This is a genomic window from Mesorhizobium sp. M0029 (genome assembly GCF_040323735.1).
In the GTDB taxonomy this organism is placed as follows: domain Bacteria; phylum Pseudomonadota; class Alphaproteobacteria; order Rhizobiales; family Rhizobiaceae; genus Mesorhizobium.
The window spans coordinates 104,334-127,659 of the sequence record NZ_JAMYVF010000016.1 but is presented as its reverse complement, the minus strand read 5'-3'; the positions used below and the strand labels follow the sequence as shown (position 1 = coordinate 127,659).

The 23,326-nt window shown below is 63.4% G+C and carries 26 protein-coding genes; 4 read left to right on the top strand and 22 right to left on the bottom strand.

Going from position 1 to position 23,326, the window contains the following annotated elements; all coding sequences use genetic code 11:
- Positions 1–15 precede the first annotated feature (15 nt).
- Positions 16–915, top strand: coding sequence for a LysR substrate-binding domain-containing protein (locus tag NKJ76_RS24100; protein ID WP_352538517.1), 900 nt, complete (start codon positions 16–18; stop codon positions 913–915).
- A 13-nt stretch (positions 916–928) separates the two neighbouring features.
- On the opposite strand, the gene NKJ76_RS24095 is transcribed toward NKJ76_RS24100, so the two are convergent.
- The 8 genes from NKJ76_RS24095 to NKJ76_RS24060 form a co-directional block, all read right to left on the bottom strand.
- Positions 929–1,201 (bottom strand): DUF3303 domain-containing protein, encoded by a 273-nt coding sequence (locus tag NKJ76_RS24095; protein WP_023670254.1) that lies wholly within the window; start codon positions 1,199–1,201, stop codon positions 929–931.
- 38 nt (positions 1,202–1,239) lie between these two features.
- Positions 1,240–2,703, bottom strand: coding sequence for a RimK family ATP-grasp domain-containing protein (locus NKJ76_RS24090; RefSeq protein WP_023692866.1), 1,464 nt, complete (start codon positions 2,701–2,703; stop codon positions 1,240–1,242).
- A gap of 5 nt (positions 2,704–2,708) precedes the next feature.
- A complete protein-coding gene (locus NKJ76_RS24085) occupies positions 2,709–3,806 on the bottom strand; it encodes a peptidase C39 family protein (RefSeq protein ID WP_352538516.1) in 1,098 nt (365 codons plus the stop codon).
- A 206-nt stretch (positions 3,807–4,012) separates the two neighbouring features.
- Complete coding sequence (locus NKJ76_RS24080; protein ID WP_023687291.1) at positions 4,013–4,804, bottom strand: anti-sigma factor family protein; 792 nt, start codon at positions 4,802–4,804, stop codon at positions 4,013–4,015.
- Positions 4,801–5,319: an RNA polymerase sigma factor gene (locus tag NKJ76_RS24075; protein WP_023670250.1), complete on the bottom strand. Its 519-nt coding sequence runs from the start codon at positions 5,317–5,319 to the stop codon at positions 4,801–4,803. The genes NKJ76_RS24080 and NKJ76_RS24075 overlap by 4 nt, the downstream gene beginning before the upstream one ends.
- A 155-nt stretch (positions 5,320–5,474) precedes the next feature.
- Positions 5,475–5,891, bottom strand: coding sequence for a type II toxin-antitoxin system VapC family toxin (locus tag NKJ76_RS24070; RefSeq protein WP_023731424.1), 417 nt, complete (start codon positions 5,889–5,891; stop codon positions 5,475–5,477).
- Positions 5,891–6,133: a type II toxin-antitoxin system VapB family antitoxin gene (locus NKJ76_RS24065; protein ID WP_023670248.1), complete on the bottom strand. Its 243-nt coding sequence runs from the start codon at positions 6,131–6,133 to the stop codon at positions 5,891–5,893. Before NKJ76_RS24065 ends, NKJ76_RS24070 begins: the two co-directional genes overlap by 1 nt.
- Before the next feature lie 47 nt (positions 6,134–6,180).
- The gene (locus NKJ76_RS24060) at positions 6,181–8,934 is read right to left on the bottom strand and encodes a DUF2339 domain-containing protein (RefSeq protein WP_352538515.1); all 2,754 of its coding nucleotides are present in this window, start codon (positions 8,932–8,934) and stop codon (positions 6,181–6,183) included.
- Between the two features lie 246 nt (positions 8,935–9,180).
- On the opposite strand from NKJ76_RS24060, the gene NKJ76_RS24055 reads away from it, so the two are divergent.
- The gene (locus NKJ76_RS24055) at positions 9,181–9,645 is read left to right on the top strand and encodes an NUDIX hydrolase (RefSeq protein ID WP_352538514.1); all 465 of its coding nucleotides are present in this window, start codon (positions 9,181–9,183) and stop codon (positions 9,643–9,645) included.
- A gap of 101 nt (positions 9,646–9,746) precedes the next feature.
- Here NKJ76_RS24055 and recO read toward each other — a convergent pair whose 3' ends face one another.
- The 11 genes from recO to rpoZ all read right to left on the bottom strand — a co-directional run bounded on the left by recO (position 9,747) and on the right by rpoZ (position 19,128).
- On the bottom strand, positions 9,747–10,538 hold the full coding sequence (recO, locus tag NKJ76_RS24050; protein ID WP_352538513.1) for a DNA repair protein RecO: 792 nt from the start codon (positions 10,536–10,538) through the stop codon (positions 9,747–9,749).
- Positions 10,539–10,640: 102 nt separating this feature from the next.
- A complete protein-coding gene (locus NKJ76_RS24045) occupies positions 10,641–11,534 on the bottom strand; it encodes an aminoglycoside phosphotransferase family protein (protein WP_352538512.1) in 894 nt (297 codons plus the stop codon).
- Positions 11,535–11,578: 44 nt separating this feature from the next.
- The gene (gene era, locus NKJ76_RS24040; protein ID WP_023670243.1) at positions 11,579–12,505 is read right to left on the bottom strand and encodes a GTPase Era; all 927 of its coding nucleotides are present in this window, start codon (positions 12,503–12,505) and stop codon (positions 11,579–11,581) included.
- Positions 12,502–13,218: a ribonuclease III gene (gene rnc / locus NKJ76_RS24035; RefSeq protein ID WP_023692856.1), complete on the bottom strand. Its 717-nt coding sequence runs from the start codon at positions 13,216–13,218 to the stop codon at positions 12,502–12,504. The genes era and rnc overlap by 4 nt, the downstream gene beginning before the upstream one ends.
- On the bottom strand, positions 13,218–13,967 hold the full coding sequence (lepB, locus tag NKJ76_RS24030) for a signal peptidase I (protein ID WP_023670241.1): 750 nt from the start codon (positions 13,965–13,967) through the stop codon (positions 13,218–13,220). Before lepB ends, rnc begins: the two co-directional genes overlap by 1 nt.
- A gap of 90 nt (positions 13,968–14,057) precedes the next feature.
- A complete protein-coding gene (gene acpS / locus NKJ76_RS24025; RefSeq protein ID WP_023670240.1) occupies positions 14,058–14,471 on the bottom strand; it encodes a holo-ACP synthase in 414 nt (137 codons plus the stop codon).
- Positions 14,468–15,052, bottom strand: coding sequence for a DUF2062 domain-containing protein (locus NKJ76_RS24020; protein ID WP_023670239.1), 585 nt, complete (start codon positions 15,050–15,052; stop codon positions 14,468–14,470). Before NKJ76_RS24020 ends, acpS begins: the two co-directional genes overlap by 4 nt.
- 264 nt (positions 15,053–15,316) lie before the next feature.
- Entirely contained in the window at positions 15,317–15,697 is a 381-nt protein-coding gene (locus NKJ76_RS24015) for a VOC family protein (RefSeq protein WP_352538511.1), read from the bottom strand.
- An 11-nt stretch (positions 15,698–15,708) separates the two neighbouring features.
- Positions 15,709–16,287, bottom strand: a complete 579-nt coding sequence (gene pyrE / locus NKJ76_RS24010; RefSeq protein WP_352538510.1) for an orotate phosphoribosyltransferase — start codon at positions 16,285–16,287, stop codon at positions 15,709–15,711.
- Between the two features lie 80 nt (positions 16,288–16,367).
- Positions 16,368–18,599, bottom strand: a complete 2,232-nt coding sequence (locus NKJ76_RS24005) for a RelA/SpoT family protein (RefSeq protein ID WP_352538509.1) — start codon at positions 18,597–18,599, stop codon at positions 16,368–16,370.
- A gap of 127 nt (positions 18,600–18,726) precedes the next feature.
- Positions 18,727–19,128 (bottom strand): DNA-directed RNA polymerase subunit omega, encoded by a 402-nt coding sequence (gene rpoZ, locus NKJ76_RS24000; RefSeq protein WP_023670235.1) that lies wholly within the window; start codon positions 19,126–19,128, stop codon positions 18,727–18,729.
- Between the two features lie 333 nt (positions 19,129–19,461).
- Between rpoZ and NKJ76_RS23995 the strand changes: the two genes are divergently transcribed.
- The gene (locus tag NKJ76_RS23995) at positions 19,462–20,043 is read left to right on the top strand and encodes a LabA-like NYN domain-containing protein (protein ID WP_023670234.1); all 582 of its coding nucleotides are present in this window, start codon (positions 19,462–19,464) and stop codon (positions 20,041–20,043) included.
- Positions 20,040–20,705 (top strand): uracil-DNA glycosylase, encoded by a 666-nt coding sequence (locus NKJ76_RS23990; RefSeq protein WP_352538508.1) that lies wholly within the window; start codon positions 20,040–20,042, stop codon positions 20,703–20,705. The genes NKJ76_RS23995 and NKJ76_RS23990 overlap by 4 nt, the downstream gene beginning before the upstream one ends.
- Positions 20,706–20,971: 266 nt before the next feature.
- On the opposite strand, the gene NKJ76_RS23985 is transcribed toward NKJ76_RS23990, so the two are convergent.
- The 3 genes from NKJ76_RS23985 to dapA all read right to left on the bottom strand — a co-directional run bounded on the left by NKJ76_RS23985 (position 20,972) and on the right by dapA (position 23,148).
- A complete protein-coding gene (locus tag NKJ76_RS23985) occupies positions 20,972–21,679 on the bottom strand; it encodes a glycoside hydrolase family 25 protein (protein WP_023687281.1) in 708 nt (235 codons plus the stop codon).
- A gap of 82 nt (positions 21,680–21,761) precedes the next feature.
- Complete coding sequence (gene smpB, locus NKJ76_RS23980) at positions 21,762–22,241, bottom strand: SsrA-binding protein SmpB (protein ID WP_023687280.1); 480 nt, start codon at positions 22,239–22,241, stop codon at positions 21,762–21,764.
- 25 nt (positions 22,242–22,266) lie between these two features.
- Positions 22,267–23,148 carry a 4-hydroxy-tetrahydrodipicolinate synthase gene (dapA, locus tag NKJ76_RS23975; RefSeq protein ID WP_023732000.1) on the bottom strand — a complete coding sequence of 294 codons (882 nt, stop codon included), beginning with the start codon at positions 23,146–23,148 and terminating at the stop codon, positions 22,267–22,269.
- Positions 23,149–23,326 lie beyond the last annotated feature (178 nt).

The window sequence follows — 23,326 nt, the reverse complement described above, 5'->3', positions numbered from 1 at the left end:
CTATCGGATCACCCAATGACCGCGCTTCCTTCCCTGAGAGGACTTCAAGCCTTCGAGGCGGCGGCGCGCTCGGGGAGTTTCGCCGCAGCGGCGGATGAGCTCTCGATCTCGGCGGCTGCGGTCAGCCAGCTCATTCGCACCGTCGAGGAGCAGATGGGTCGAAAACTGTTCCATCGCGTCAACCGCCGCGTGATGCTGACGGAAGCCGGCGTCGAGATGCTGCCCCGGCTGACCCTGGCTTTTCGGGAGATCGGCAGCATCGCGCGTGGCAGCGATGCCTTCCGCCCGCGGCTTGTCATATCGGTGCCGCCGTCCATGGCGATGGGCTGGCTTTCCGAACGTCTCGCCGGCTTTGTGGCCAGCCACGGCGCCGTCGACATATCCCTGCGCGGCGATGACGATCCGGTGCCGTTCGACCGCGAACTGATCGACATCCGGCTGTCCTTCGGCCCGCACTATCGTGAACACCCGACCGAAGACATTGTCAGGGACGCCGTCTACCCCGTCTGCGCGCCAGAACTCACCGCCAAAACCGACAGCCTCGCCGGCCTGCCACTGATTCACACCGACTGGGGACCGACCGGCGCGTCGTTTCCGTCTTGGCGCACCTGGTTCGAGGCGGCGGGCATAGAGCCCGGCCGCACAGTGCAGCGCGGCCTGTCGGCGAACTCGTCGCGGGCAGCGCTCGACCTTGCCATTTCAGGGCTGGGCGTGGCGCTGGCGCAAGGCATTTATTGCGCCGGGACGCTGGAAGAGGGCCGTTTGGTCCGGGCTAATGCCCTATCGATCGCGCTGCGTCAGCCATATTGCCTGACGATCCCGGAACGCAGTGCAAGGCGCGACCTGGTGGCGGCGTTTCGCAATTGGCTGATTGAGGAATGCCGGCGGTCGGTGGGTTCGCCGGTGCTCGGCTGATGGACCGAACTGCTCAGAGATGGCCGGCCAGTGCGGCGACCATGTCCTTGTTCGTCGCCACGGGAATGATCTCGAACTCCACCAGGTCAGACCATTCGATGACCCAGCGCTGCAGCAGCGTGACGTCATCGGCCTCGACCAGCAGGAAGCAGCGGCTCATATCAGCCGCGATCCAGGAGTGGTGCACGACAAGCGCGTCCGGCTTCAATCTGCCGCGCTCGCCGAAACGGCGGTAGATCTCCTTGCGGTCGCAGCCGGTGAAATCCTCGATGACGATGAACTGCATTTTTCCCCCTCGGTTGAATTGCCGCCCGGGACGGCAAACTAACGCCCGGGACGGTCCAGCCGCTCCAGGAACCATTGCGTCAGCCGCACCCAGACTTCGTCCTTTTCGCCGGAATCCTCCCAGCCATGGTCGAGGTTCGGGTTGTCGTTGACCTCGATGACGAAGACGCCATCCTTGGTTTCCTTGAGATCGACGCCGTAAAGCCCGTCGCCGATGCAGCGCGCCGCCTTCACCGCGGTGTCGACGACATGCGGCGGCGTCTCTTTCAGCGTGAAGGTCTTGATGCCGCCCTGGTCGGGCTTGCCGCTGGCCTTGTGGTTGACGATCTGCCAGTGTTTTTTCGCCATCAGATAATGCACGGCAAACAGCGGCTGCCCGCCGAGCACGCCGACGCGCCAGTCATATTCGGTCGGGATGAATTTCTGCGCGATCAGGAGATCGGAATCCTCCAGCCACTCGGTGGCGAGCGTCTTCAGTTCTTCGAAGTTGCCGCATTTCTTGACGCCGCGCGAGAACGATGAATCCGGGATCTTCAGCACCAGCGGAAAGCCGAGCGTCTGCGCTGCCAGTTCGAGATCCGAGGTGCCGGCTATCATCACCGTCGGCGGCACCGGCACCTTGTTGTAGGCCATCAGTTCGTTGAGATAGACCTTGTTGGTGCAGCGGATCATCGACAGCGGGTCGTCGATCACCGGCATGCCTTCCTGCTGGGCGCGGCGCGCGAAGCGGTAGGTGTGGTTTGAGATCGAGGTGGTCTCGCGGATGAACAGCGCGTCGTAATTGGCGAGCTTGGCCAAGTCCTTCCTGGTGATCGGCTCGATTTCGACGCCCATCTTTTCGGCGATCTTGGCCCAGTAACGCAGCGAGGAAATCTCCGACGGCGGCAGTTCCTCATGCGGATCGACCAGCGTGGCGAAGGTGTAGCGTGCCGGGGTGCGGCCCTTGGTGTCGCGCCACTCGCGGTTGGTGTACGTCTCGAGCGCCTGCACGAATAAGGCTTCTTCCTCCTCGGCCATCCTGGCCAGCGGCAGGAATCCGATCTTGCGGATCGAAGCCCATTCGGCGCTGTCCTTGATGTGAACCTCAAGCGCCGGAGCGCGGAACCAGTCGAACAACAGCTTGGCGAAGCGGTCCCAGACCTTCGACGGTCCGATGCCGAAGAAGATGCAGATTTTTTGCGGGAAAACGCCTCCGAGATCCTTGCGGCATTTGTTGAGCGCCAGCTCCAGTTCCGGCAGCGCGTGCTCGTAGAGCTTGCGCTCGGACAGGTCGATCATCGTCTCGACCGTCGGGATGACCTTGTGGCCGCGCGAACCGGCGAGCAGAGAGGCATAATAGCCGCGGCTCTGGTAGGCGTAATTGTTCGACAGGTTGATGACCTTCGGCTGCTGGCCGCGAAACAGCGCCGGATGCGCAAGATAGTCACGGTTGGTGATGATCTTGTGCGGCGTCGCCGCCGGGTCGAGATCGTTCTGACGGCCGGTGAGGATGACCCAGGTCATTGTTATCAGCGTTTCCCAAGAGTGATGGCAGCACGCAGTCCGTCGCGGCCGAATTGCGCCATGTTCATGAAGATGCCGTGCGGCACGGGAATGTTGGCGGCATCGAGGATGGTCTCCTGTCTTTCGTCCTCGACCCAGGGATCGTGGATCAGGATGTGGTCGCCATCGTCGCCGATAGCCAGCACCCAATGCGGCACCTTCTTGCCGAACATCAGGAAGCCGCTGATCAGCACCAGCACCAGTTTTCCCTGAGCCAGGGCGCCGCGGATATCGTCGATGGTGAATGGACGGTAATTCACCGGGATGCCGTAAAGTTCCGCGCGGCGGCGAAAGTCCACCTGGGCAAGTTCCATCACTCGGCGCTTGTCGTCGCTGCGCACCGATTGCAAGAACAGCGCGCCATAGAAGGACACGAAGATTTCCGCCGCAAGCCCGCTTTCGTAGCCGGAAACCGCAAGGCCGAAGGGCTCGCAGCCGCCTGGGCCGGACATCATGAACACGGTCGTTGCCTCGCGCCATAGGCGGATTTCCATGACCGGATCGGGCACGAAGCCCGAATCGAAATTGGCCATCGCCATCATCAGGCAGCATGGACCGCAGGTGAACTCGCAGGTCTGCTGGTAGAACGGGACTTTGGTGGCGACGGGAATATCGCCGCGCAAGGTCTTTTCGTAGCGCAGCGCGGTGGCGCCATCCTCGTAATAGTGGGGCTCGCGACCGATCTTGCGGTAGCCGCTCTGCTCATAGATGCCGATGGCGCGAAGATTGTCCTCGCGCACTTCGAGACGCAACATCATGCGGTCGTGCTCGAAGGCAGCTTCTTCGGCCGCTGCAAGCAGCATGCGGCCAGTGCCGCGGCCGCTGAAAAACGGGCTGGTGGCAAGCGAATAGAGCCGGGCGACGCCGCTGCCCTTGCGAAACAGCACGATGGCGTAGCCGGCGACACGACCATCGCTTTCGGCGACCAGCATCTCGGCTGTCTCGCGTTCGATCAACAAGCGGAAGGAGCGCCGGGAAATGCGGTCACTGGAAAAGACCGCCTTCTCGATGGCGGCGAGGTCATCGACGTCGGACGCGCGGGCCTTGCGAATCTCGGCAGGCATGCGGGTTTGGAAAACCTCGATTGGGTGGAGGAAAAGGCCGCGGTCAGAAACGTCGCAAACATCAGCCGAAACGCCGATATCAGCCAAGCGCTATCGCACCTTGAATAGGGCCGAATTGTGACAGTTCCACCGCGAGTGGCGGGCGGTGACCGCGGCACCGCCAGGTGCGGCGCCGCCTCGGCGCATGACGCCAAAACGGAATGTGCTCAACTGGCGATACCGGCCAGAAGCTGACCGTAGGCGCGCTTGGCGACCGCGGCCAGCTGCTCTCGCGGCAGCGAGCCGACGACGGCGCAGGCATAGCCCTTGTCCAGCCAGTAGACCGCCTCGGGGCCGTCGGCGTCCGCCATGTAGGTGCCCTTGGACTTGGCTGAGGAATCAGCGGTAACGAACAAGGAGATGCGCTGACCCTTGGCGTCCTCGTAAAGCAGCATCGCTGCCTTGCCCTGGCCGGCGGGCAGCAGCCGGCCGCCAACCAGCTGGAAGCCTTCCGCCACCAGATCCGGCGCCACCAGTTTCAGGCCGACGCGGTTGGACAGCCAGGTCTGCAGGTGATCCTTGTCGCTTGCCGGCACTTCCACCGCATGGCGCTGTTCGGCGGCATAGATGACATGGGCGGCGATCGCCTCTTCGGCCAGTTGGTCATCGGCGCCATCTTCCCTGCCGATGCCGTCGATGCCGGCAAAATAGCCGCCAAGACCGCCGATGACGAGCACTGCGGCCGCCGCGGCCGCAAGCCACCAGCGCGACTGCCGCGCCGCCGCTTTGGTCGCGCCTTCACCGCTAACGATCTGCTTGAACAGCACCGGCACGGGCTCGTCGAGCACACCGGCAAAGGCGGCGCGCAACGCGGCGCGGTCGGCGGTGTAGCGGGCGCTTTTCGCCTTCATTTCGGGATTGGCGTCGATCCAGGCGTCGTAGGCGGCGCGCTCGTCGCCCGGCAGCTCGCCGTCGAGAGCCATGTGGATATCGCGTTCGGAAAAATCGCGGCGGGTCATTTCTCGACGATCCTTATCGAGCGGCGGCGCGCCGTGTCATCGAGCAGGCTGCGCAGCTCCTCGCGTCCGCGCGCTATGCGCGACATCAGCGTGCCGGCGGGCACGCCGAGAATGTTGGCGGCTTCGGCATAGGAGAATCCTTCGATGGCGACCATGACGAGAGCGGCGCGGCGGTCGGGGCTGATCGCCTGCAATGCGTCGATGATCTCGCGCGAGGCGGCGTTCTCGGCCTGCTCGGCGGGGACTGCCTGCGCCTCGTTTGCGTCAAGCGGCAGGATCGCCGCCTCACCGCGCCGGTTCACCTTGCGCATCTGATCGATGAACAAATGATGCATGATCGTGAACAGCCACCTCCGGGGGCTTTCTCCCGTCTGCCAGCTTTCAAGCCGCAAGAGCGCTCGTTCGAGGCAATCCTGGACGAGATCGTCGGCGGATTCGCGGTCGCGCAGAAGCGAGCGTGCGTAGCGGCGCAGGCGCGGTATTTCGCCAAGGATTGCTGCCTTCTTTTCGTCCATGACCGCTGGTTCTGAGGTCGCCCTTGTTTAACCCGATTGAACGCGCCTTCCCGGCGCGGCGCAAGCGGCCAGCGCGAAGCGGTCTGCCGCCCCGGTCACCCAAGCAGTGAGATAACGAGTTGATCGGCTAAATTATTCCCCGCAAAAGGGCCGAATTATCCTAAATCGGTCTGTGCGAAATCATGGCCTTTGTATAGCAGTGGAAGATCGCGGCTTTTCGCGCAGGCGTAAGCAAAACAGTCCCCGAGATTCAGATCCGCCTTGTGGCCAACGGCTTTGCCGTAACGGGCACTCGCGTCAATGGCCCGAGAGCTGATGTTGTCGTCAATGGCCAGACTCTCTCCCATGATCTCCACAATGAACTCGTCGATCAGATCGCGGGCATGGAGAAGGGCTTCAGCGCTGGGTCTGCGCGGGCCGGCGCCGGCCCTTGCCAATGCCTGTGTTGCTTCGAAGTGAACCAACGGAGAAACCCAGACCTGCCCGGAAAAACCGGATAGCTGCTTCAGCAATTCCTCCCACCCAGGTTCCTGGTTGAGAATGGCGACGATCACCGACGCGTCGACAAACATCAGTCTTCCCACATCTCGTCGGTGAACTTCTTCATATCGAAATCGGGATTGGGCAGGCCAAGCTTCCTGGCCCTGTCCTGAAGACTGGCGATCCGATCGCGCAGCGGCACCTTCGCCCGATTGCGCTCAAGTTCGTGCACGAGCGCGACCCGCACCGCCTCCGTTTTGCTCGGAGCGTTCGTCTCGCGTTGCAATCTGCTGGCCAGCGCATCCACTTCGTCGTCGCGGATATAGAGCGGCATCGAATATCCCCCGTTGGATATTCATATATTCCATCTCGTATATCACTTCAAGTTGCAGCGTTGGCCTCCCTCGCCGCCCGCGTCAGCAGCCGCTGGTAGAACAGGCCGATGCCGATCAGCACGGCGCCAAGACCGATGAAGGACAGCGCCCTGAGCACGCCTTCCAGTTCCGACATGTCGAACAGGAAGACTTTTACCACGGCAATCGCGATCAGCGCCGCCGAGGCAATGCGCAGCACCTGCGACTTCAGCCAGACGCCGGCGGTCAGCAGCACGACGCCGATGATCAGCCAGAGCGCCGAATAGGTGTAGGTCTCAAGCTGCCCGAGGCCGCTCCACAGGCCGATGAACTCGCCCTTGAACACGCGCCTGACCGACAGTGTGGCGTAGGCGAAGATAAGCAATGCCGCCACCACCGCCAGCATCTGCGCATACCATGGCGGCCGCTTGTCCCTGGCATAGAGCGCCAGCCCGCCGGCGGCTATGGCCGGCAACAGGTAAGCCAGGAACAAGAGGTTGAACACCGGGATCTGGCCGGTCGATTCGTCGGTGAACAGCGGATTGAGCACCAGGAAATGCTGGAGGACGATGAAGGCGACCGAGAGCACGCCGGCGGCCATCGAGCCGTAGCGCAGCACAGAGCTTGGCGAGCGCATGTCGATCGCCAACAGTATCGCGCCGGCGCCGATGGCGATCAGCGTATAGATCGCCTGTTCGGCGAGGGTCACCGGGCCGGTGTCGATGACGCCACCATGCATGGCGTGGCGCACCAGCATGGCAACGGTGAGCAGCCCGAAAAGGGCTGCACCCGCTTCCATGGCCAGGCGCGGCCGGCCATTTGTGGTGCGGGCGAGTTGCCAGGCGGCAAAGCCGAAGGCCAGCGCCGGTACGCCGTATCCCGGCAGCAGCCAGTTGAACACCGGCGTCGTCGTCAGGAACTCGGCGCCGACGATGGTCGGATCGAAGGCGACGCGGCCGAGCACGGCGACGACCGCGCCGACCGAAATCCAGCCGAGCACGGGATAAGAACGCCAACGCGTCGCCAGCGCCGGCACGATGGCGGCAACGCCGGCAAGCAACGTGGTCCAGCCGGAACCGAAGGCCATGTGCAGCATCAGGAGCCCGGCCAGAGCCGAGCCGCAAAGCGCGAAGGAGACGGCGACGTCGCCCTTGAGCGGCGGCTGTTCGGCGCGCGCAATCCATTCGCCGCCGGCGGCGAAGACGACGACCAGAAGGGCAGCTATCGCTGCGTAGACAAGGTCGCGGTCGAGATTGCCGTAGGCGAGCCACAGCGTCAGCAGAATAAGCAGCGGCGCAGCGACGCCCCATGCCGCCCAGCATGCCGCGCGGACCCGTGCTGAGGCGGCGAAGCGGCGTGCGGCCCAGAAGCCGGCGCCGATGAAAACCAGGCCGAGGGCAATGCCAATGCGCAGCGTCAACGGATTTCCGGCCGCCACCGGCATGCCGTCAAAGCCGATATTCCCCTGGGTTATGTCGGAGCCGATGGTGGTGGGCGGAATGATGCCGAGATGGATCATCACGCTCACCACGCCGGCGGCATGCAGCAGCGGCAGCGCGCGCGGCCGGTAGAGTGCGGTGGCGACAAGGGCGACGAGGACGAAGGCGCCCGGCAAGGCGCCACCGGCGGCGACCAGCGTCGTGTCGACGGACAGGCCTAGCGCTGAAAACGCAACGAAAACGCCTGGCACGATCGAGGGCCAGTCGAAGCCGGTCTTCGCCGTCTCCGCTTCGCTGTCACGTGTGCCCAGCCAGACAAAGGCAAGCACCGCCAGCGTCACCGCGTCGATGAACAGGATGACGGCAAGGTCGGCGACTAGCGTGCTCATCATGTAGACGATGGTCCAGGCGCCGGTGCCGAAGAAGGCCGCCGCAATCAGGAATTTCCAGTCGCGAATGCGGGCGATCACGGCTGTAGCGGCAAGCACGATCGCCAGGTAGACGAACAGCGCCCATGGGTTGGGCGCCTGCGATGACACAAGCGCCGGCGTCGCCATCGAGCCGACAAGGCCGATGCCGGCCAGGGCCTGACCGTGGACGAGAGCGGCGACAATGGTCGCTACGCCGATGGCGCCGAGCACGGTGAAGGCGAAGGCCGGGCCGACGAAACCGTAAATGGCGTGCGCGGCATAGACCGTACCGAACAGGATGAAGGCGCCGGCAGCCGTCAGGATCGCCGGAATATAGGCGCCTGCAGCCCCTTGCACCGGCACCTTGAAGCCGGTGCGGCGGATGAACTCGCCGCCGCCGATCAGCACCAGGCCGAGCAGCGCCGCCAGGGACAGCCGCACTTCGGGGCCGAAAATGCCGGCCTCGATGGTGTAGCGGATCAGGAACAGGCCGCCCAAAGCCAATGCGACGCCGCCGACCCAGACCGCCCATCGTGTGCCAAGCGCGGTTTCGACCTCGGACTGGCGGGCTGCCTTCGCCGTGGCGGCATGCGCGGATCCGGTGAATGCCGCCTTGGCCGCGGCTGACAGTTCTGGCACGGCCTCGCTGGTGGCCGCTTCGGCCTCGGCGGCCGGTGCCTGGGCATGTGCCGCGTCGGCTGTTGTTGGCGAAGCTATGTCGGCAACTGGTGCGCTAGCGTGAGCGGCATCCGCCGGTGCGCTTGCAGCCTGCTCGACCGGTTTGGCAACGGGCGGTGTCGTATGCACGCCGGACAGAACAAGGCTGCGCAGCGCCCCGAGCTCGCGCTCGATCAGACTGACGCGGCCCTGCTGGCGCAAGACGAGGACAAAAAGCACGATAACGACGACGGCGCCAATCAGGCTTTCAAACATGGCGGTTCCCCCAAACCAGGCCAGTTTTCACTGACAATTGCGGCGGCCACACGGCCACCCCAGACGGCTATTCAAGTCACGCCACCGCAATGGTGCCGAAAAGAAGTTATCGAGCATGTTTCGTCGGCAAATTCCAGCGGCCTACGGTCTTTATCCTCATCCATCATCTGAGATAGCCAGGAATGGCATGCCGCCGCCACTTGCCCAGGAGCCATGCTATCCTCGGATGAACTGTGAGGAAATCGAATGCCGAAACGAAGTGCAGGGCTGCTGATCCACCGGACAAGGGCCGGCATTCTCGAATTTCTGCTCGTCCATCCCGGCGGCCCGTTCTGGGCAAGGAAGGATGAAGGCGCTTGGTCGATCCCCAAGGGCCTCGTCGAGGACAATGAAGATGAGTTGGCCGCCGCCCGGCGCGAGGCCGGGGAAGAACTCGGCGTCGCCATCGATGGTGATTTCGAATCTGTCGGCAGCTATCGGCAAGCCGGCGGCAAGATCGTCATCGCCTGGAGTGTCGAAGCCGATTTCGATGCCGATGCCGTTAAAAGCAACATGTTCACGATGGAATGGCCGCCAAGGTCAGGCGCGACGAGGGAATTTCCCGAAATCGACAGGGCCGGCTGGTTTTCCTTCGCCGAGGCCAGCCTCAAGATCCTCGGCGGTCAGCGCGCCATCCTCGATGATTTCATGGAGCGTCGCAAAGCCGGCTGAGGCTCTTGCGCTACGAGTACCCCCACCCTAACCCTCCCCACAAGGGGGAGGGAATGCTGCCGCATGCCGCCTTTTGCGGTGAACCTGGACGGTTGCGGAGGTCAGCACCCACCGAGTCTCTCTCCCCTTTCTGGCGCAGCTTCGGCCGTAAGGGCGGCCTTGCCGCCCGAATGATGCTTGCGCAAGGCGGCGAGGAAGCCGGCACGGGCATCGGGCTGTTCGATGCCGCGCGGCTCGTAGACATGGCGAGTGAAAAAGAAACCGGTCAGATGGAAGGCGTCCTCGAGTGCCGCGTGGTCCGCCCGCAAGCCGGAGCCGCGCTGCAGGAAGGCCGGCAGCGCCAGCATCTTGTCGCGCCACGGCGCACCGGCGGCTCGCGACACCGCACGGCCGGATTTCGGCGAGACATAGGCCAGATCCTGCCTGGCGCCGGTCGCCGCGCACTGGCTGAGATCGAGGCCGAAGCCGAGTTCGTCGAGGATGAGCAGTTCGAAGCGCGCCACCAGTTCGCCGGCGGCATCGGAATCGTCGAGATGGGCGATCATCACGGCAAGCGTCTCATACAGGCCGCCGTGGGCGTCGCGCTCCGGCAGGAGCCTGAGATGCGCGGCCATGGTCTGCAGGCCGTAGACGGCGACTGCGCTGTCCATCAACCGGGCGGCATTCATCTCGATCGCCTCGGCCTGGAAGGTGCCGAGATGCTCGTCGAGGCGTGCCCGCCACAAAAGGTCGACGCGGTTGCCGGGCTGCAGCACCGGCTGCTGCTTGCGCGAGCGCCCGCCGCGCACCAGGCCGAGATGGCGGCCATGCGCACGCGTCATTACCTCGAGAATGGCGCTGGTTTCGCCATGCTTGCGGGTGCCGAGTATGATTCCCTCGTCGCGCCATTCCATGGCAGGAGCTTGTCACCGGTTGCGTGGCAAAATCAAGATTTTGGCGCGCCGCGTGCGATCTGTGCTGACATTGGATCCCCACACATCGTCGAAAGGCTCTGATCACGCGAATTTCCGGTGATCGGCCAGGACGTCGTCGATGACGCAGCGCGATCGTTCGGCTTCGGCCTGGTTGGCGTCGTGTCCGGCAACGGTGATCAGCGCTTTCCACAGCGTCCAGCCGCGGCCGCGCGCCCAGGTCGCTTCATCGACGTCGACGGCGGCGCGGAACGCCTCCCGGCTCTCACCCTGGAAGAACGTCCAGGCGATCGCCAGGTCGCAAGAGGGATCGCCGATCCCGGAGGTGCCGAAGTCGATGACAGCGCTCAGGCGGCTATTTTGTACAAGAAGGTTGCCCCAGGCGACGTCGCCGTGAAACCAGACGGGCGACCCTTGCCAGGTGGCGGCAAGGGCCGCATCCCAGACCGCGGTGGCCGCCTGGGTGTCGATCTGCCCCTCCAGCGCCTGAAGTGCTTCCCTTGTCTGGTTGTCATACACGCTGAGCGATCCGCCGCGGAAGAAATTGTGCTGGCCCGCGGGCGGCCCGCCCGCCGGATCGATCCGCCGGAGCGCAATGAGGAACTTGGCCAGATCGACCGCGAACTGTCGGCGATCGGCGATTTCGGCGGTCTTGGCTGTTTCGCCGGCGATCCAGCGGTAGACGGACCAATGCCAGGGGTAGCCCTCCCCGGGCTCGCCCATCGTCAGTGGAACCGGGATCGGCAGCGGCAGAAGCGGCGCCAGCCTGGGCAGCCAGCGGTGCTCTTTGTCGACCTGCAGCGCATAGGCCGCCGCGCTCGGCAGCCGAACAGTCATATCATTGCCGAGGTGGAAGGTTCGGTTGTCCCAGCCGCCAAACGCCACCGGGCTCACCGGCAGATGCCGCCATTGCGGAAACTGCGCGTTGACCAGCCGGCGCACGAGATCGGTATCGATGGTCGGTTTTGGATCAGGCATGTCATCGTCTCAAACTGCCGGGCGGCATTTCTAGACGATGAAGCTCAATGGGGAAACTCAAGCCCCATCTCGCGGTAGCGCTCGGGGTCGTCGCCCCAGTTTTCACGCACTTTGACAAACAAGAACAGGTGCACTTTCTGCTCGAGAATGCCGGCTATTTCCATGCGCGCCGACTGGCCGATGGCGCGGATGGTCTCGCCCTTGTGGCCGAGCACGATCTTCTTCTGGCTGTCGCGCTCGACATAGATGGTCTGGTCGATGCGCACCGAGCCGTCCGGTTTCTCTTCCCATTTCTCGGTCTCGATATGCGAGGAATAGGGCAACTCCTGATGCAGCCGCAGATACAGCTTCTCGCGGGTGATCTCGGCGGCCAGTTGGCGCATCGGCAGGTCCGAGATCTGGTCTTCCGGATAGTACCAGGGGCCGACCGGCAGCGCTTGCGCGAGATAGTCGAGCAAATCCTTGCAGCCGGAGCCGGTCAGCGCCGAGACCATGAAGGTGCGCTTGAACGGCACCTTTTCGTTTGCTGCCGCAGCCAGGGCCAGCAGCGCCTCGTGCTTGACCCGGTCGACCTTGTTGAGGATCAGCACCATCGGCTGGCGGACGTCCTTCAGCCGCTCGAGGATGGCGTCGGCGTCACCCCTGATGCCGCGCTCGGCATCGATCAGCAGAAGCACGATATCGGCGTCCTTGGCGCCACCCCAGGCGGTGGTCACCATCGCGGTGTCGAGCCGGCGCTTCGGCTTGAAGATGCCGGGCGTATCGACAAAGACGATCTGCGCGTTGTCATGCGTGGCGATGCCGCGCACGATGGCGCGGGTGGTCTGCACCTTGTGGGTGACGATCGACACCTTGGCGCCGACCAGTTGGTTGACCAGCGTCGACTTGCCGGCATTGGGCGCCCCAATCAGGGCAACGAAGCCGGAATGCGTGGCCTCCGCTGCCGGAGGGAGATCTTCGCTGCCGGTCACGCCGCACTCCCTTGGTTGGCCCAGATGCCCTCGCGCATAAGAAACGCCGATGCCGCCGCTTCTTCGGCTGCGCGGCGAGAGCCGCCCGTGCCGCTTGCCGGCGCAAAACCGCCGACCTTCACGGACACCGTGAAAACCGGTTGATGTTCAGGTCCCTCGCGTTTCTCGATCGCGTATTCGGGCCTGACATCGCTGGTCTTGGCGATCCATTCCTGCAGGTCGGATTTCGGATTGGGCGGCTTGGCCACCACCTTTTGCGAGCGCGGCTCCCAGTAACGCAGGACGAATTGCCTTGCGGCATCGAGGCCGCCGTCGATATAGACCGCCGCGATCAGCGCCTCGACCGCATCCGCCAGATAGTTTCCGCCCGAGCCGCGCGAGCGCGCCTTCAAGGCAGCGTCGGCCCGAACCAGATCTTCGAGCTGCATTTCAATGCCGATCTCGGAGCATGTCCGCGCATCGACCAGGGCATTGAAGCGCGGGGCGATTTCACCTTCCGGCGCTTCAGGAAACTTTTCGAAAAGCAGGTCGGCAACGATCAGGCCGAGCACGCGGTCGCCAAGGAATTCGAGGCGCTGGTTGTTGCTGCTTGCCTTGACCGCACTGGAATGGGTCAGCGCGGTCTCGAGCAAACGGACATCCCGGAAGGAATGGCCGGTTTTGGCTGTCACCAAATCGGCCAGAGTTTCACCCGTCGGGCGCTTCAAAGCCATCAATTCACGAAATGGAACAGGCGCGACAGGCGCACCAGCGACGGCCATTTCCAGATCTCGAGCGGGCTCGCCTTCCCGGCGATCGAGAAGAAGACGATGTTGGCGCGGCCGACAAGGTTCTCCGCCGGCACGTAGCCGACGCTGAGGCGGCTGTCGGAGGAGTTGTCGCGGTTGTCGCCCATCATGAAATAGTTGCCGGGGGGCACGACGAACTCGCGGGTGTTGTCGGTGATCGAATTCGGTGTCAGGTCGAGCGTGTCGTAGCTGACGCCGTTGGGCAGGGTCTCGCGATAGACGTCGACCGGCTCAGGCACTTCCGTGATATCAGGATTTTGGATCTGGCCGGTTTTCACACGAGGCACGCCCTGGCCGTTGATGAACAATTGGCCGTCCTTCATCTGGATCTTGTCGCCGGGCAGGCCGACGACGCGCTTGATGTAGTCGAGCGACGGATCCGGCGGGAACTTGAAGACCACCACGTCGCCGCGCTTCGGATCGGAACCCCAGATGCGGCCGGAAAAGATGTCGGGGCCGAATGGCAGCGAATAACGCGAGAAGCCATAGGACCATTTGGTGACGAACAGATAGTCGCCTTCGAGCAAGGTCGGCCGCATAGAGCCGGACGGGATCGAGAAGGGCTGGAACAGCAAGGTGCGGATGACCATGGCCAGCAGCAAAGCCTGGATGATGACGCTGACGATTTCGCCAAGCCCGCCGGATTTCTTCTCGGATTTTTCAGCCACGCTCATGTCGTCCTCGATTGTGCGTTGGATGGTATAGAGTCTCGGCGCGCGCTGGGCAACGTCAAGTCGGCGTTAGATAGCGGTCGTCTGATGCAATCAATGTGGCGCTTGTTCGGCGGGCAACGCCTCGATGATCACAAAGGCTTGAGCAAGCGGGAAATCATCGGTGATTGTGAGGTGGATCGCCGCTCTGTGCCCCTGTGGCAGGATTTTGGCCAGCCGTGCCGCCGCTCCCCCGGTCAGCGCCATCGTCGGCGCGCCGCTGGGCAGGTTGGCGACCCCCATGTCGCGCCAGAACACGCCCTGCGCCAGGCCGGTGCCAAGCGCCTTGGCGCAGGCCTCCTTGGCGGCGAAGCGCTTGGCATAGGAGGCGGCGCGGCCCTTGCGGCCTTCCGAGCGGACCTGTTCGACCTCGGTGTAGATGCGCTGGATGAAGCGCTGACCATGCCGTTCCAGCGACTTTTCGATGCGTCTGATGTCGATCAGGTCGCTGCCGATGCCGATGATCATTCCGCCGGAACTTCCCGTCCGCGGTGCCCGGCCTTATGCGCCCGCTCTGCCATGCGCTTCCTGCGCTGCTCGCGAAAGGCTGTCATCCCCCAGCGGGTGATACCGTAGAAGATCAGCCCGAAGATCAGGCCGAGCGGCACAGCGCCGATCAGCATCGGCTCGAGCACCGGGTGCCACAGCTTTGCAAACGACAGCGTGTGCATCATCTCACCAAGATGCGCAGGCGGTCCGTTCTTGGGCAGGCGTTCATGCAGGATCAGCTTGCCGACTTCCCAGGACGCTCCCCACAGCAGCGGGAAAGTCAGCGGATTGCCGAAGAATACCGCGCCGAGGGCGGCGGCCACCAGATTGCCGGCGACCACCCAGCAGAGCACGGCGGCGACGGCGAAATGGAAGCCGAGCGGAAAGAAGGAGGCGAAAACGCCGGCCGCGACGCCGGCCGCCACTGCATGCGGTGTCGCCTTCAGCCGCAGGATGCGCTTGGAGAAATATTGCAACGAGCGCGAAAACGAGCGGCGCGGCCACAGATAGGTACGCACCCGCTCCAGAATGCCATCAGGCTTTCGGCGTCGAAAAAGCACTCTGTTCCAGTTCCCGGTTCATCACGCCCAAATTGCAACCATCCTTGGCCGGGCGCGGTCGCTCCATCTTGCGCTTCGAGGGCGCAGAAAGGCAACAACGACTTTGATATAGCGACTGCCTTGCCGCGTAACAATGAAACGCCGCCGCGATGGTCTGCCGCAGGCCTGTAACAAGAGCGCCATTGGGGCGAAACTGAGGACAATATCGATGAAAGCTCCCCGACGACGGCAAGGCCCGCGCGAGACGACGCCGAGGCGGATAGATTATTCCCGATATTCGCTGACTTCGACCAAATTGCTGTCCGGATCGCGGAAATAGACCGACATCATCTTACCGCGGGCGCCGGTGCGCTCGACCGGACCGACTTCGATGGCAACGCCATTGGCTTCCAGACGGGCGCAAATCTCGGCAAGCGGCCTTGCGGCGACCAGGCAGAAATCGCCGGACCCAGGCATCGGCGTCTTGGCTTTCGGTTCAAAAGTGTGCGTTGCCTGATGCAGATTGATCTTCTGCGATCCGAACAGCAACGCCGTCGGCCGCTCCGGCTCGTCGAGGCGCTTCAGGCCAAGCACCCGCTGGTAGAAGGCGCAGCTGTCCTCCACCGAGCGGACCGTCAGCACGAAATGATCGATGCCGGCGATCATTGTGATGTCCCCTAGATGTTGCGGCTTCCTGGCTTAACGGCGGGAATGGCGGCAAGTTCCGGCGGTAGGCGGTCGGCGGGATAGGCCGGGACCTCGTATTCGGCAAGCGCGATCAGCGGCACGCCGACATTGGTCTTGCCGGCCGAGCGGTCGATGATGCAGGCCGCCGCCACGACCTCGGCGCCAATCGCGCGCAGGCAGTCGATGGTTTCGCGGATCGAAAGACCAGTGGTGACGATGTCCTCGACGATGACGACGCGCGAGCCGGCAGCGATCTCAAAGCGGCGCAGCCTGAACTCGCCGCCTTCGCGCTCCACCCAGATTGCAGGCACACCGAGATGGCGCGACGTCTCATAGGCCGGGATCAGGCCGCCGATCGCCGGGCCGACGACGTAGTCGATCTTGCCCGGCACCGCCTTGCGGATCTTTTCGGCCAGCGCCTTGCAAAGCCGCTCGGTCTTGTCGGCATGCATGAAGACGCGCGCCTTCTGCAGGAAGACCGGGCTGCGCAGACCCGACGTCAGGATGAAATGCCCCTCCAGAACAGCGCCCGCCTCGCGGAAAATGCCCAGCACTTCATCGGTATTCATAACTCGCCCCATGTCCATGGTGAATGGTGAATGGTAGTGAGAACGCCTTCTTTCACTATTCACTATTCACTATTCACTATTCACCCATTCACACGCCGCGCATCGCTGACGCTCGAATTATCCTTGAGCTGCGACAGCAGCCGGTTGAGGTGCTTCAGATCCCAGACTTCGAGATCGATCAGCATTTCGGTGAAGTCGGGCGCGGTGCGCACCATCGACAGCGTATGAATGTTGGCGTCGTTGGAGGCAACGACCTGGGCGATGTCAGCGAGCGAGCCCGGCGCGTTGATGGCGGTGACCGAGACGCGCGCCGGAAAGCGCTCCTTGGTCTGCTCGTCAATGTCCCAGCGCACGTCGATCCAGCGCTCCGGCTGGTCGTCGAAGGCCTGCAGCGCCGGCGACTGGATGGGATAGATGGTGATGCCGGTGCCCGGCTGGACGATGCCGACGATGCGGTCGCCAGGCACGGCCCCTTCCGGCGCGAAACGCACCGGCAGGTCGCCGCGCACGCCGCGGATCGGCACCGCGCCATCGCGCGGCTGGTCCTTGTCCTTGCGCGCGGCTCGGGTGCCGGGCATCTGGAACAGCATGCCGGCGGCGTTGCGGATCTTCGACCAGCCCTCCTCGCGCTGCTTAGGGGCGCTGACGGTGACGCGCTCGTCCTTGTAGTCTGGGAAGACCGCCTTCATGACGTCGGTCGAGGCAAGTTCGCCGCGCCCGACCGAGGCCAGCACATCTTCGATGTCCTTGCGCGCCAGCCGGTGCAGCACCGGCTTCAGGCTTTCCTTGGTGAAGGTCTTGCCGGCGCGTTGGAAGGCGCGCTCGAGAATGCGGGCACCAAGACCTGAATATTGCTTGCGAATGGCGTTCTTGGTGGCGCGGCGGATGGCTGAACGCGCCTTGCCGGTGACCACCACCGACTCCCAGGCCGCCGGCGGCACTTGCGCCTTGGAGCGGATGATCTCGACCTCGTCGCCGTTCTTCAGTTCCGTCATTAGCGGCATGATGCGGCCGTTGACCTTGGCACCGACGCAGGTGTCGCCGACATCGGTGTGCACGGCATAGGCGAAGTCGATGGGCGTGGCGCCGCGCGGCAGCGCAATCAGCATGCCTTTCGGCGTGAAGCAGAATACCTGGTCCTGGAACAGCTCCAGCTTGGTATTTTCGAGGAAGTCTTCCGGGTTGTCGCCTTCTGCCAGTTGCTCGATGGTGCGCCGCAGCCAGGCATAGGCGTTGGTCTCCTTCGAGATCGCATGGGCGGCGCCGTTCGTCTTGCCGCCGGTGTCCTTGTAGATCGAATGGGCGGCGACGCCATATTCGGCGATCTTGTTCATCTCGCGGGTGCGGATCTGCAGTTCGACGCGCTGGCGCGATGGGCCGACAATGGTGGTGTGGATCGAACGGTAGTCGTTCTGCTTGGGCGTAGAAATGTAATCCTTGAAGCGGCCAGGCACCATCGACCATGTGGTGTGGATGGCGCCGAGCGCGCGGTAACAGTCTTCGACGCTGTCGACGACGACGCGGAAGCCGAAGATGTCCGAGAGCTGCTCGAAGGACAGCGCCTTGGCCTCCATTTTGCGGAACACCGACCAAGGCTTCTTCTGCCGGCTCTTCACCCCGGCATTGATGGCATGCTTCTCGAACAGCGCCGACAGCGCCTTTTCAATGTCGGTCAGTACACCCTTGTTGCGCTCGAATATCTCGGCGAGCCGCGCGGTGACGGCGCGGTAGGCTTCCGGATTGATGAAGCGGAAGGCGATCTCTTCCAGTTCCTCACGCATGCCTTGCATGCCCATGCGCCCGGCCAGCGGCGCGTAGATGTCCATCGTCTCCTCGGCGATGCGCAGGCGCTTGGCCTCGGGCATGTGGTCGAGGGTGCGCATGTTGTGCAAACGGTCGGCGAGCTTGACCAGCAGAACGCGGACATCCTCCGAGATGGCCAGCAACAGCTTGCGCAGGTTTTCTGCCTGCTCGGCCTTCTTGGAGACGAGATCGAGCTTCTTCAGCTTGGTTAGGCCTTCGACCAGCTTGCCCATTTCGGGGCCGAACAGATCGTCAATCTCGGCCCTCGTCGCGGTGGTGTCCTCGATCGTGTCGTGCAGCAAGGCGACAGCGATCGTCGCCTCATCCATGTGCATTTCGGTGAGGATGGCGGCGACTTCGAGCGGATGCGAGAAATAGGGATCGCCGGAAGCGCGCTTCTGGTGGCCATGCTTCTGCATGGCGTAGACATAGGCCTTGTTGAGCAGCGCCTCATTGACGTCAGGCTTGTAGCGCGCAACGCGCTCGACAAGCTCATACTGACGCATCATGGGCGGGTTCTCACGGTGCTGAAATGATTGATGCGCCGCACTGATGTACGGCGCATCTCATAGATAGCCACGAAACACACGGGACGGAAGTGCCGGAACGATATTCCCGGCAGGTCCAGGGCAGCGATTAGTAGTCGTCGCTCTTTTCCGGGGGAACCAGGCCCTCGATGCCGGCCAAAAGGTCTTCCTCGGTCATGCGATCGAAGGTGACGTTTTCTTCCGCGTCGTCGGCGTCGGTAGCTGCAACTGCGTTGCCGGTCTGGTCGGCGATCGCCTCGCCGTCGGCCTCGGGCTCGTCAACTTCGACATGCTTCTGCAGCGAGTGGATCAGATCTTCCTTGAGGTCGTCGGGCGACAGCGTCTCGTCGGCGATCTCGCGCAGCGCCACGACCGGGTTCTTGTCGTTGTCGCGGGGCACGGTGATCGGCGCGCCCTGGCTGATCTGGCGGGCGCGATGGCCGGCAAGCAGCACGAGCTCGAAGCGGTTGTCGACCTTGTCGATGCAGTCTTCAACGGTTACGCGGGCCATTGATTGCCCCTTTCATGCCTGGATTTGATGGAAAACAGGCGCGGTCCATAACCCGAACGCCGCCAAAATACAAGCATTATGGCTCTGTGGCCCCATGGGCTGGCGAATGGCCAGCTTCTGGCGCCGCTGAATGCCTTGCCGGCGAAGCCCGCCTACCGGGCGACGACACGGCTCCGATCACAATTGCTTGCAGTGCGCCCCGGCACCCTTGGATTGCCGTAAAACTGGCGCTATCTCGGTTGACGAAAGGTCAGCCGGTTTATTTACGAGCCGAGCGATATAAACGACCCATTTCGATTAGTCCGCCACCTATTTCGAAAAAGGAATATTGCCATGTTCGACCCCCGTGAAAAAATCGCTCTTTTCATAGACGGCGCCAATCTCTACGCCACCTCGCGCGCACTCGGCTTCGACATAGACTACCGCAAACTGCTATCCAGCTTCCAGAAGCGCGGCTATTTGCTGCGGGCCTATTACTACACCGCTCTGGTCGAGGATCAGGAATACTCTTCGATCCGTCCCCTGATCGACTGGCTCGACTATAATGGCTTCAAGGTGGTGACCAAGCCGGCCAAGGAGTTCACCGACTCGACCGGCCGCCGCAAGATCAAGGGCAATATGGACATCGAACTGACCGTCGATGCGCTCGAACTTGCCGATGTTGTCGACCACTATGTCATCTTCTCCGGCGACGGCGACTTCCGCACACTGGTCGAAGCGCTGCAGCGGCGCGGCCGCAAGGTCTCGATCGTCTCCACCATGGCCTCGCAACCACCGATGATCTCGGACGATCTGCGCCGCCAGGCCGACCATTTCATCGATTTGACCTCGCTGAAGAACGAGGTCGGCCGCGATCCCTCCGAACGGCCGGTGCGCAGGCCCGAGCCGGCCGAAGTCGAAGAGGAAGACTATTGACGGCGGCGGCCTTGGACGCCGCTCCCGAACCCGACCGCGACTGCCCCCTCTGCCCGCGCCTGCATGATTTCATCGCAGACTGGCGGCAGCGCGAGCCGTCGTGGTTTAATGCGCCGGTGCCGACTTTCCTGCCGCCTGATGGCGAGGACGCCGTCGAGCTGCTGATCGTCGGGCTGGCGCCCGGCCTGCGCGGCGCCAACCGCACCGGGCGACCGTTTACCGGCGACTATGCCGGCGACCTGCTCTACTCAACGATGATCGCTCACGGTCTTGCCCGCGGCGAGTTCAAGGCGCGGCCGGATGACGGGCTCGAACTGATCGGCACCGCGATCACCAATGCGGTGCGCTGCGTGCCGCCGGAGAACAAGCCGGTCGGCGCCGAGATCTCCACTTGCCGCAGCTTCCTGGTGCCGACGATCGCACGCTTTCCCAAACTGCGCGCCGTGCTGGCGCTGGGCTCCATCGCCCACCAGTCGACCGTCAGGGCGCTGGGCCAGCGCGTCGCCGCCTATCCGTTCAAGCACGGCGGTCAGTTGCCGGCCGGCGGCGTCACGCTGTTTTCCAGCTATCACTGCTCGCGCTACAACACCAACACCGGTGTCTTGACGGAGACGATGTTCGTCAAGGTTTTCAGCGACATCGCCGAGTTCCTGCGCAATTAAGCCTTCAGAACCCCGCCAGCACGATCTTGCCCTTGGCTTGCCCGGGCGCGGATGACGAAGCTTGCCGAATGGCAGGCATGACGAGACAGGCGCTCTCCAAAGCCTTGAGCGGCGACGGGAACCCGGAATTGCGACAATTATGAAGGTCCGGAAGCGCTCGGTCTGAAACCGACCTTCGTTAGCGCGCAGACTGGCCCGAACGCTGGGTAGGGCCGATCAGCGCCGCGATGTTTGGTTCCAATCTCGCGCCGGTCGAGCACGCCAGGTCAAGGCGCGGCAAACAACTCAGCCAGCTTCTCCTGCCCGCCCTTCAGCACATTCAGATCGACATCGCCGACGATGCCGTCGACGCGGCCCATATTGTGGTACTGCCAGTAGATCCAGTCGTTGCGACCTGGCTCCAGGAGCAACGAGCGACGCCAGAGCGGGCGAACGTCGATTTTCCCGGCATAGGCGTCCTCGGCCTCGTCGGTCAGGTAGATGATCGCCGGCTTGCCGAACGCAGCTTCAACCGGTCCGAGGAAGGCCTGGAGTTCCGCGCTCAGCTGCTCCGGCGACGGGCGTTGCGGGCAGTTGCCGCCGAATTCGATGTCGACGACCGGCGGCAGCAGCGGCTGGTCGTGCGGCACCACCGCGATGAAATTTTTCGCCTGGTCGGCGCCCGGCCGGCAGAAGGTGAAGAAGTGATAGGCGCCGACGGCGAGGCCGGCCGCGCGCGCCTCGCGCAGATTCTTGGCGAAGGCATCGTCGACATGGTCGCCGCCCTCGGTCGCCTTGATGACCGCGAAGGCGACATCGTCGGCGGCAACGCGCCGCCAGTCGATCTCACCCTGATGATGGGAAACGTCGATACCCCTGACCGGATAGCTGTCACGATCCGGCGAGAACGTCCGGAAATAGAAGATGCCACCTGCGGCGACGATGCCGGCGAAGACCAGACTGGCCGCACCCCAGAGGATGATCCGGTTCTTCAAGCCTTCCCCCGTCGTGTTTTGCTGTTGCAGCTGTTCGAAACTTGAAAGCCGATGTCTGGCTTTTCTGGGGCTGCCTGAGATTCTAGCCGCGTTCCTTCATGAGCCGGCCCTTTTCGCGCGACCAGTCGCGCTGCTTTTCGCTCTCGCGCTTGTCGTGCAGTTTCTTGCCGCGGCCGACGGCGAGCAGCAGCTTGGCACGGCCCTGGTCGTTGAAGTAGATTTTCAGCGGCACCAGCGTCATGCCTTCGCGGTCGATGCTCTGCGCCAGTTTTGCCATCTCGCGCTTGTTGAGCAGCAGCTTGCGGCGCCGCCTGGGCTCGTGGTTGAAGCGGTTGGCCTGCAGATATTCCGGCAGATAGGAGTTGATCAGCCAGATCTCGCCGCCCTCGACCGAGGCGTAGCTGTCCTGGATGTTGGCCTGACCCTGGCGCAACGACTTGACCTCGGTGCCGGTCAGCACAAGGCCGGCCTCGACCGTGTCGAGCACCTCATAGGAAAACCGCGCCTTGCGGTTTTCCGCAACGGTCTTGTTGTTGGGATCGGCTTTTCTGACCTGGTTCATGATGCGGAGAGGTGGCGCCTCATCCTTAATTTATCAAGCCGGCGTGTTTCATCGCCGCGTCGATCTTCTCGGCGGTCGACGCCTCGATGGTCACCAGCGGCGAGCGCACCACGTTCTCGACCTTGCCAATTTTCGACAGCGCGTATTTGACGCCGCACAGGCCGGGCTCGAGGAAGATCGCCTTGTGCAGCGGCAGCAGACGGTCCTGCAATTCCAGCGCCTTGGCGCTGTCACCGGACAGTGTGGCTTCCTGGAATTCGGCGCACAGCCGCGGCGCGACATTCGACGTCACCGAGATGCAGCCGACACCGCCATGAGCGTTGAAGCCGAGGGCAGAGGCATCCTCACCTGAAAGCTGGATGAAATCCTTGCCGCAGGTGGCGCGCTGTTCGGACACGCGCTCGACCTTGCCGGTGGCATCCTTGACGCCGACGATGTTCTGGAAGTCGTGCGCCAGCCTGCCCATCGTCTCCGGCATCATGTCGATCACCGAGCGCGGCGGGATGTTGTAGATGATGATCGGCAGCTTGGTCGCCCTGGCGACAGCGGCGAAATGCTCGTACAAGCCGCGCTGTGTTGGCTTGTTGTAATAAGGCGTGACGACCAGAGCCGCGTCGGCGCCCGCCTGCTCCGCATATTGCACCAGACCGACCGCTTCCGCGGTGTTGTTGGAGCCGGCGCCGGCCACGACCGGAGCGCGCCCCTTGGCCACCTCGATGCAGACCTTGACGACATGGCGATGCTCGTCATGCGACAGCGTCGGCGACTCGCCGGTGGTGCCGACCGGGACGAGGCCCGTCGTGCCCTCGCCAAGTTGCCATTCGACGAAGGCGCGAAAGGCTTTCTCGTCGAAACGCCCGCTCTTTTCGAACGGTGTCACGAGCGCAGTAAGCGAGCCTCTCAGCATGTCGTCCAACTCCTTGGGACTTGTTTGTTTATGCATGTCGTCGTCCCAAAACCGGTTCCCACTTTTGGGCGACTGCATCGGGCGCCTTCTAGCCGAAAGCGAAGCCGCGCACCATAGTCTCGACACTGTTGCGCGGCAAGCATGCCGATGGTGCCAGCAAGCGCAATTCGAACGGCCT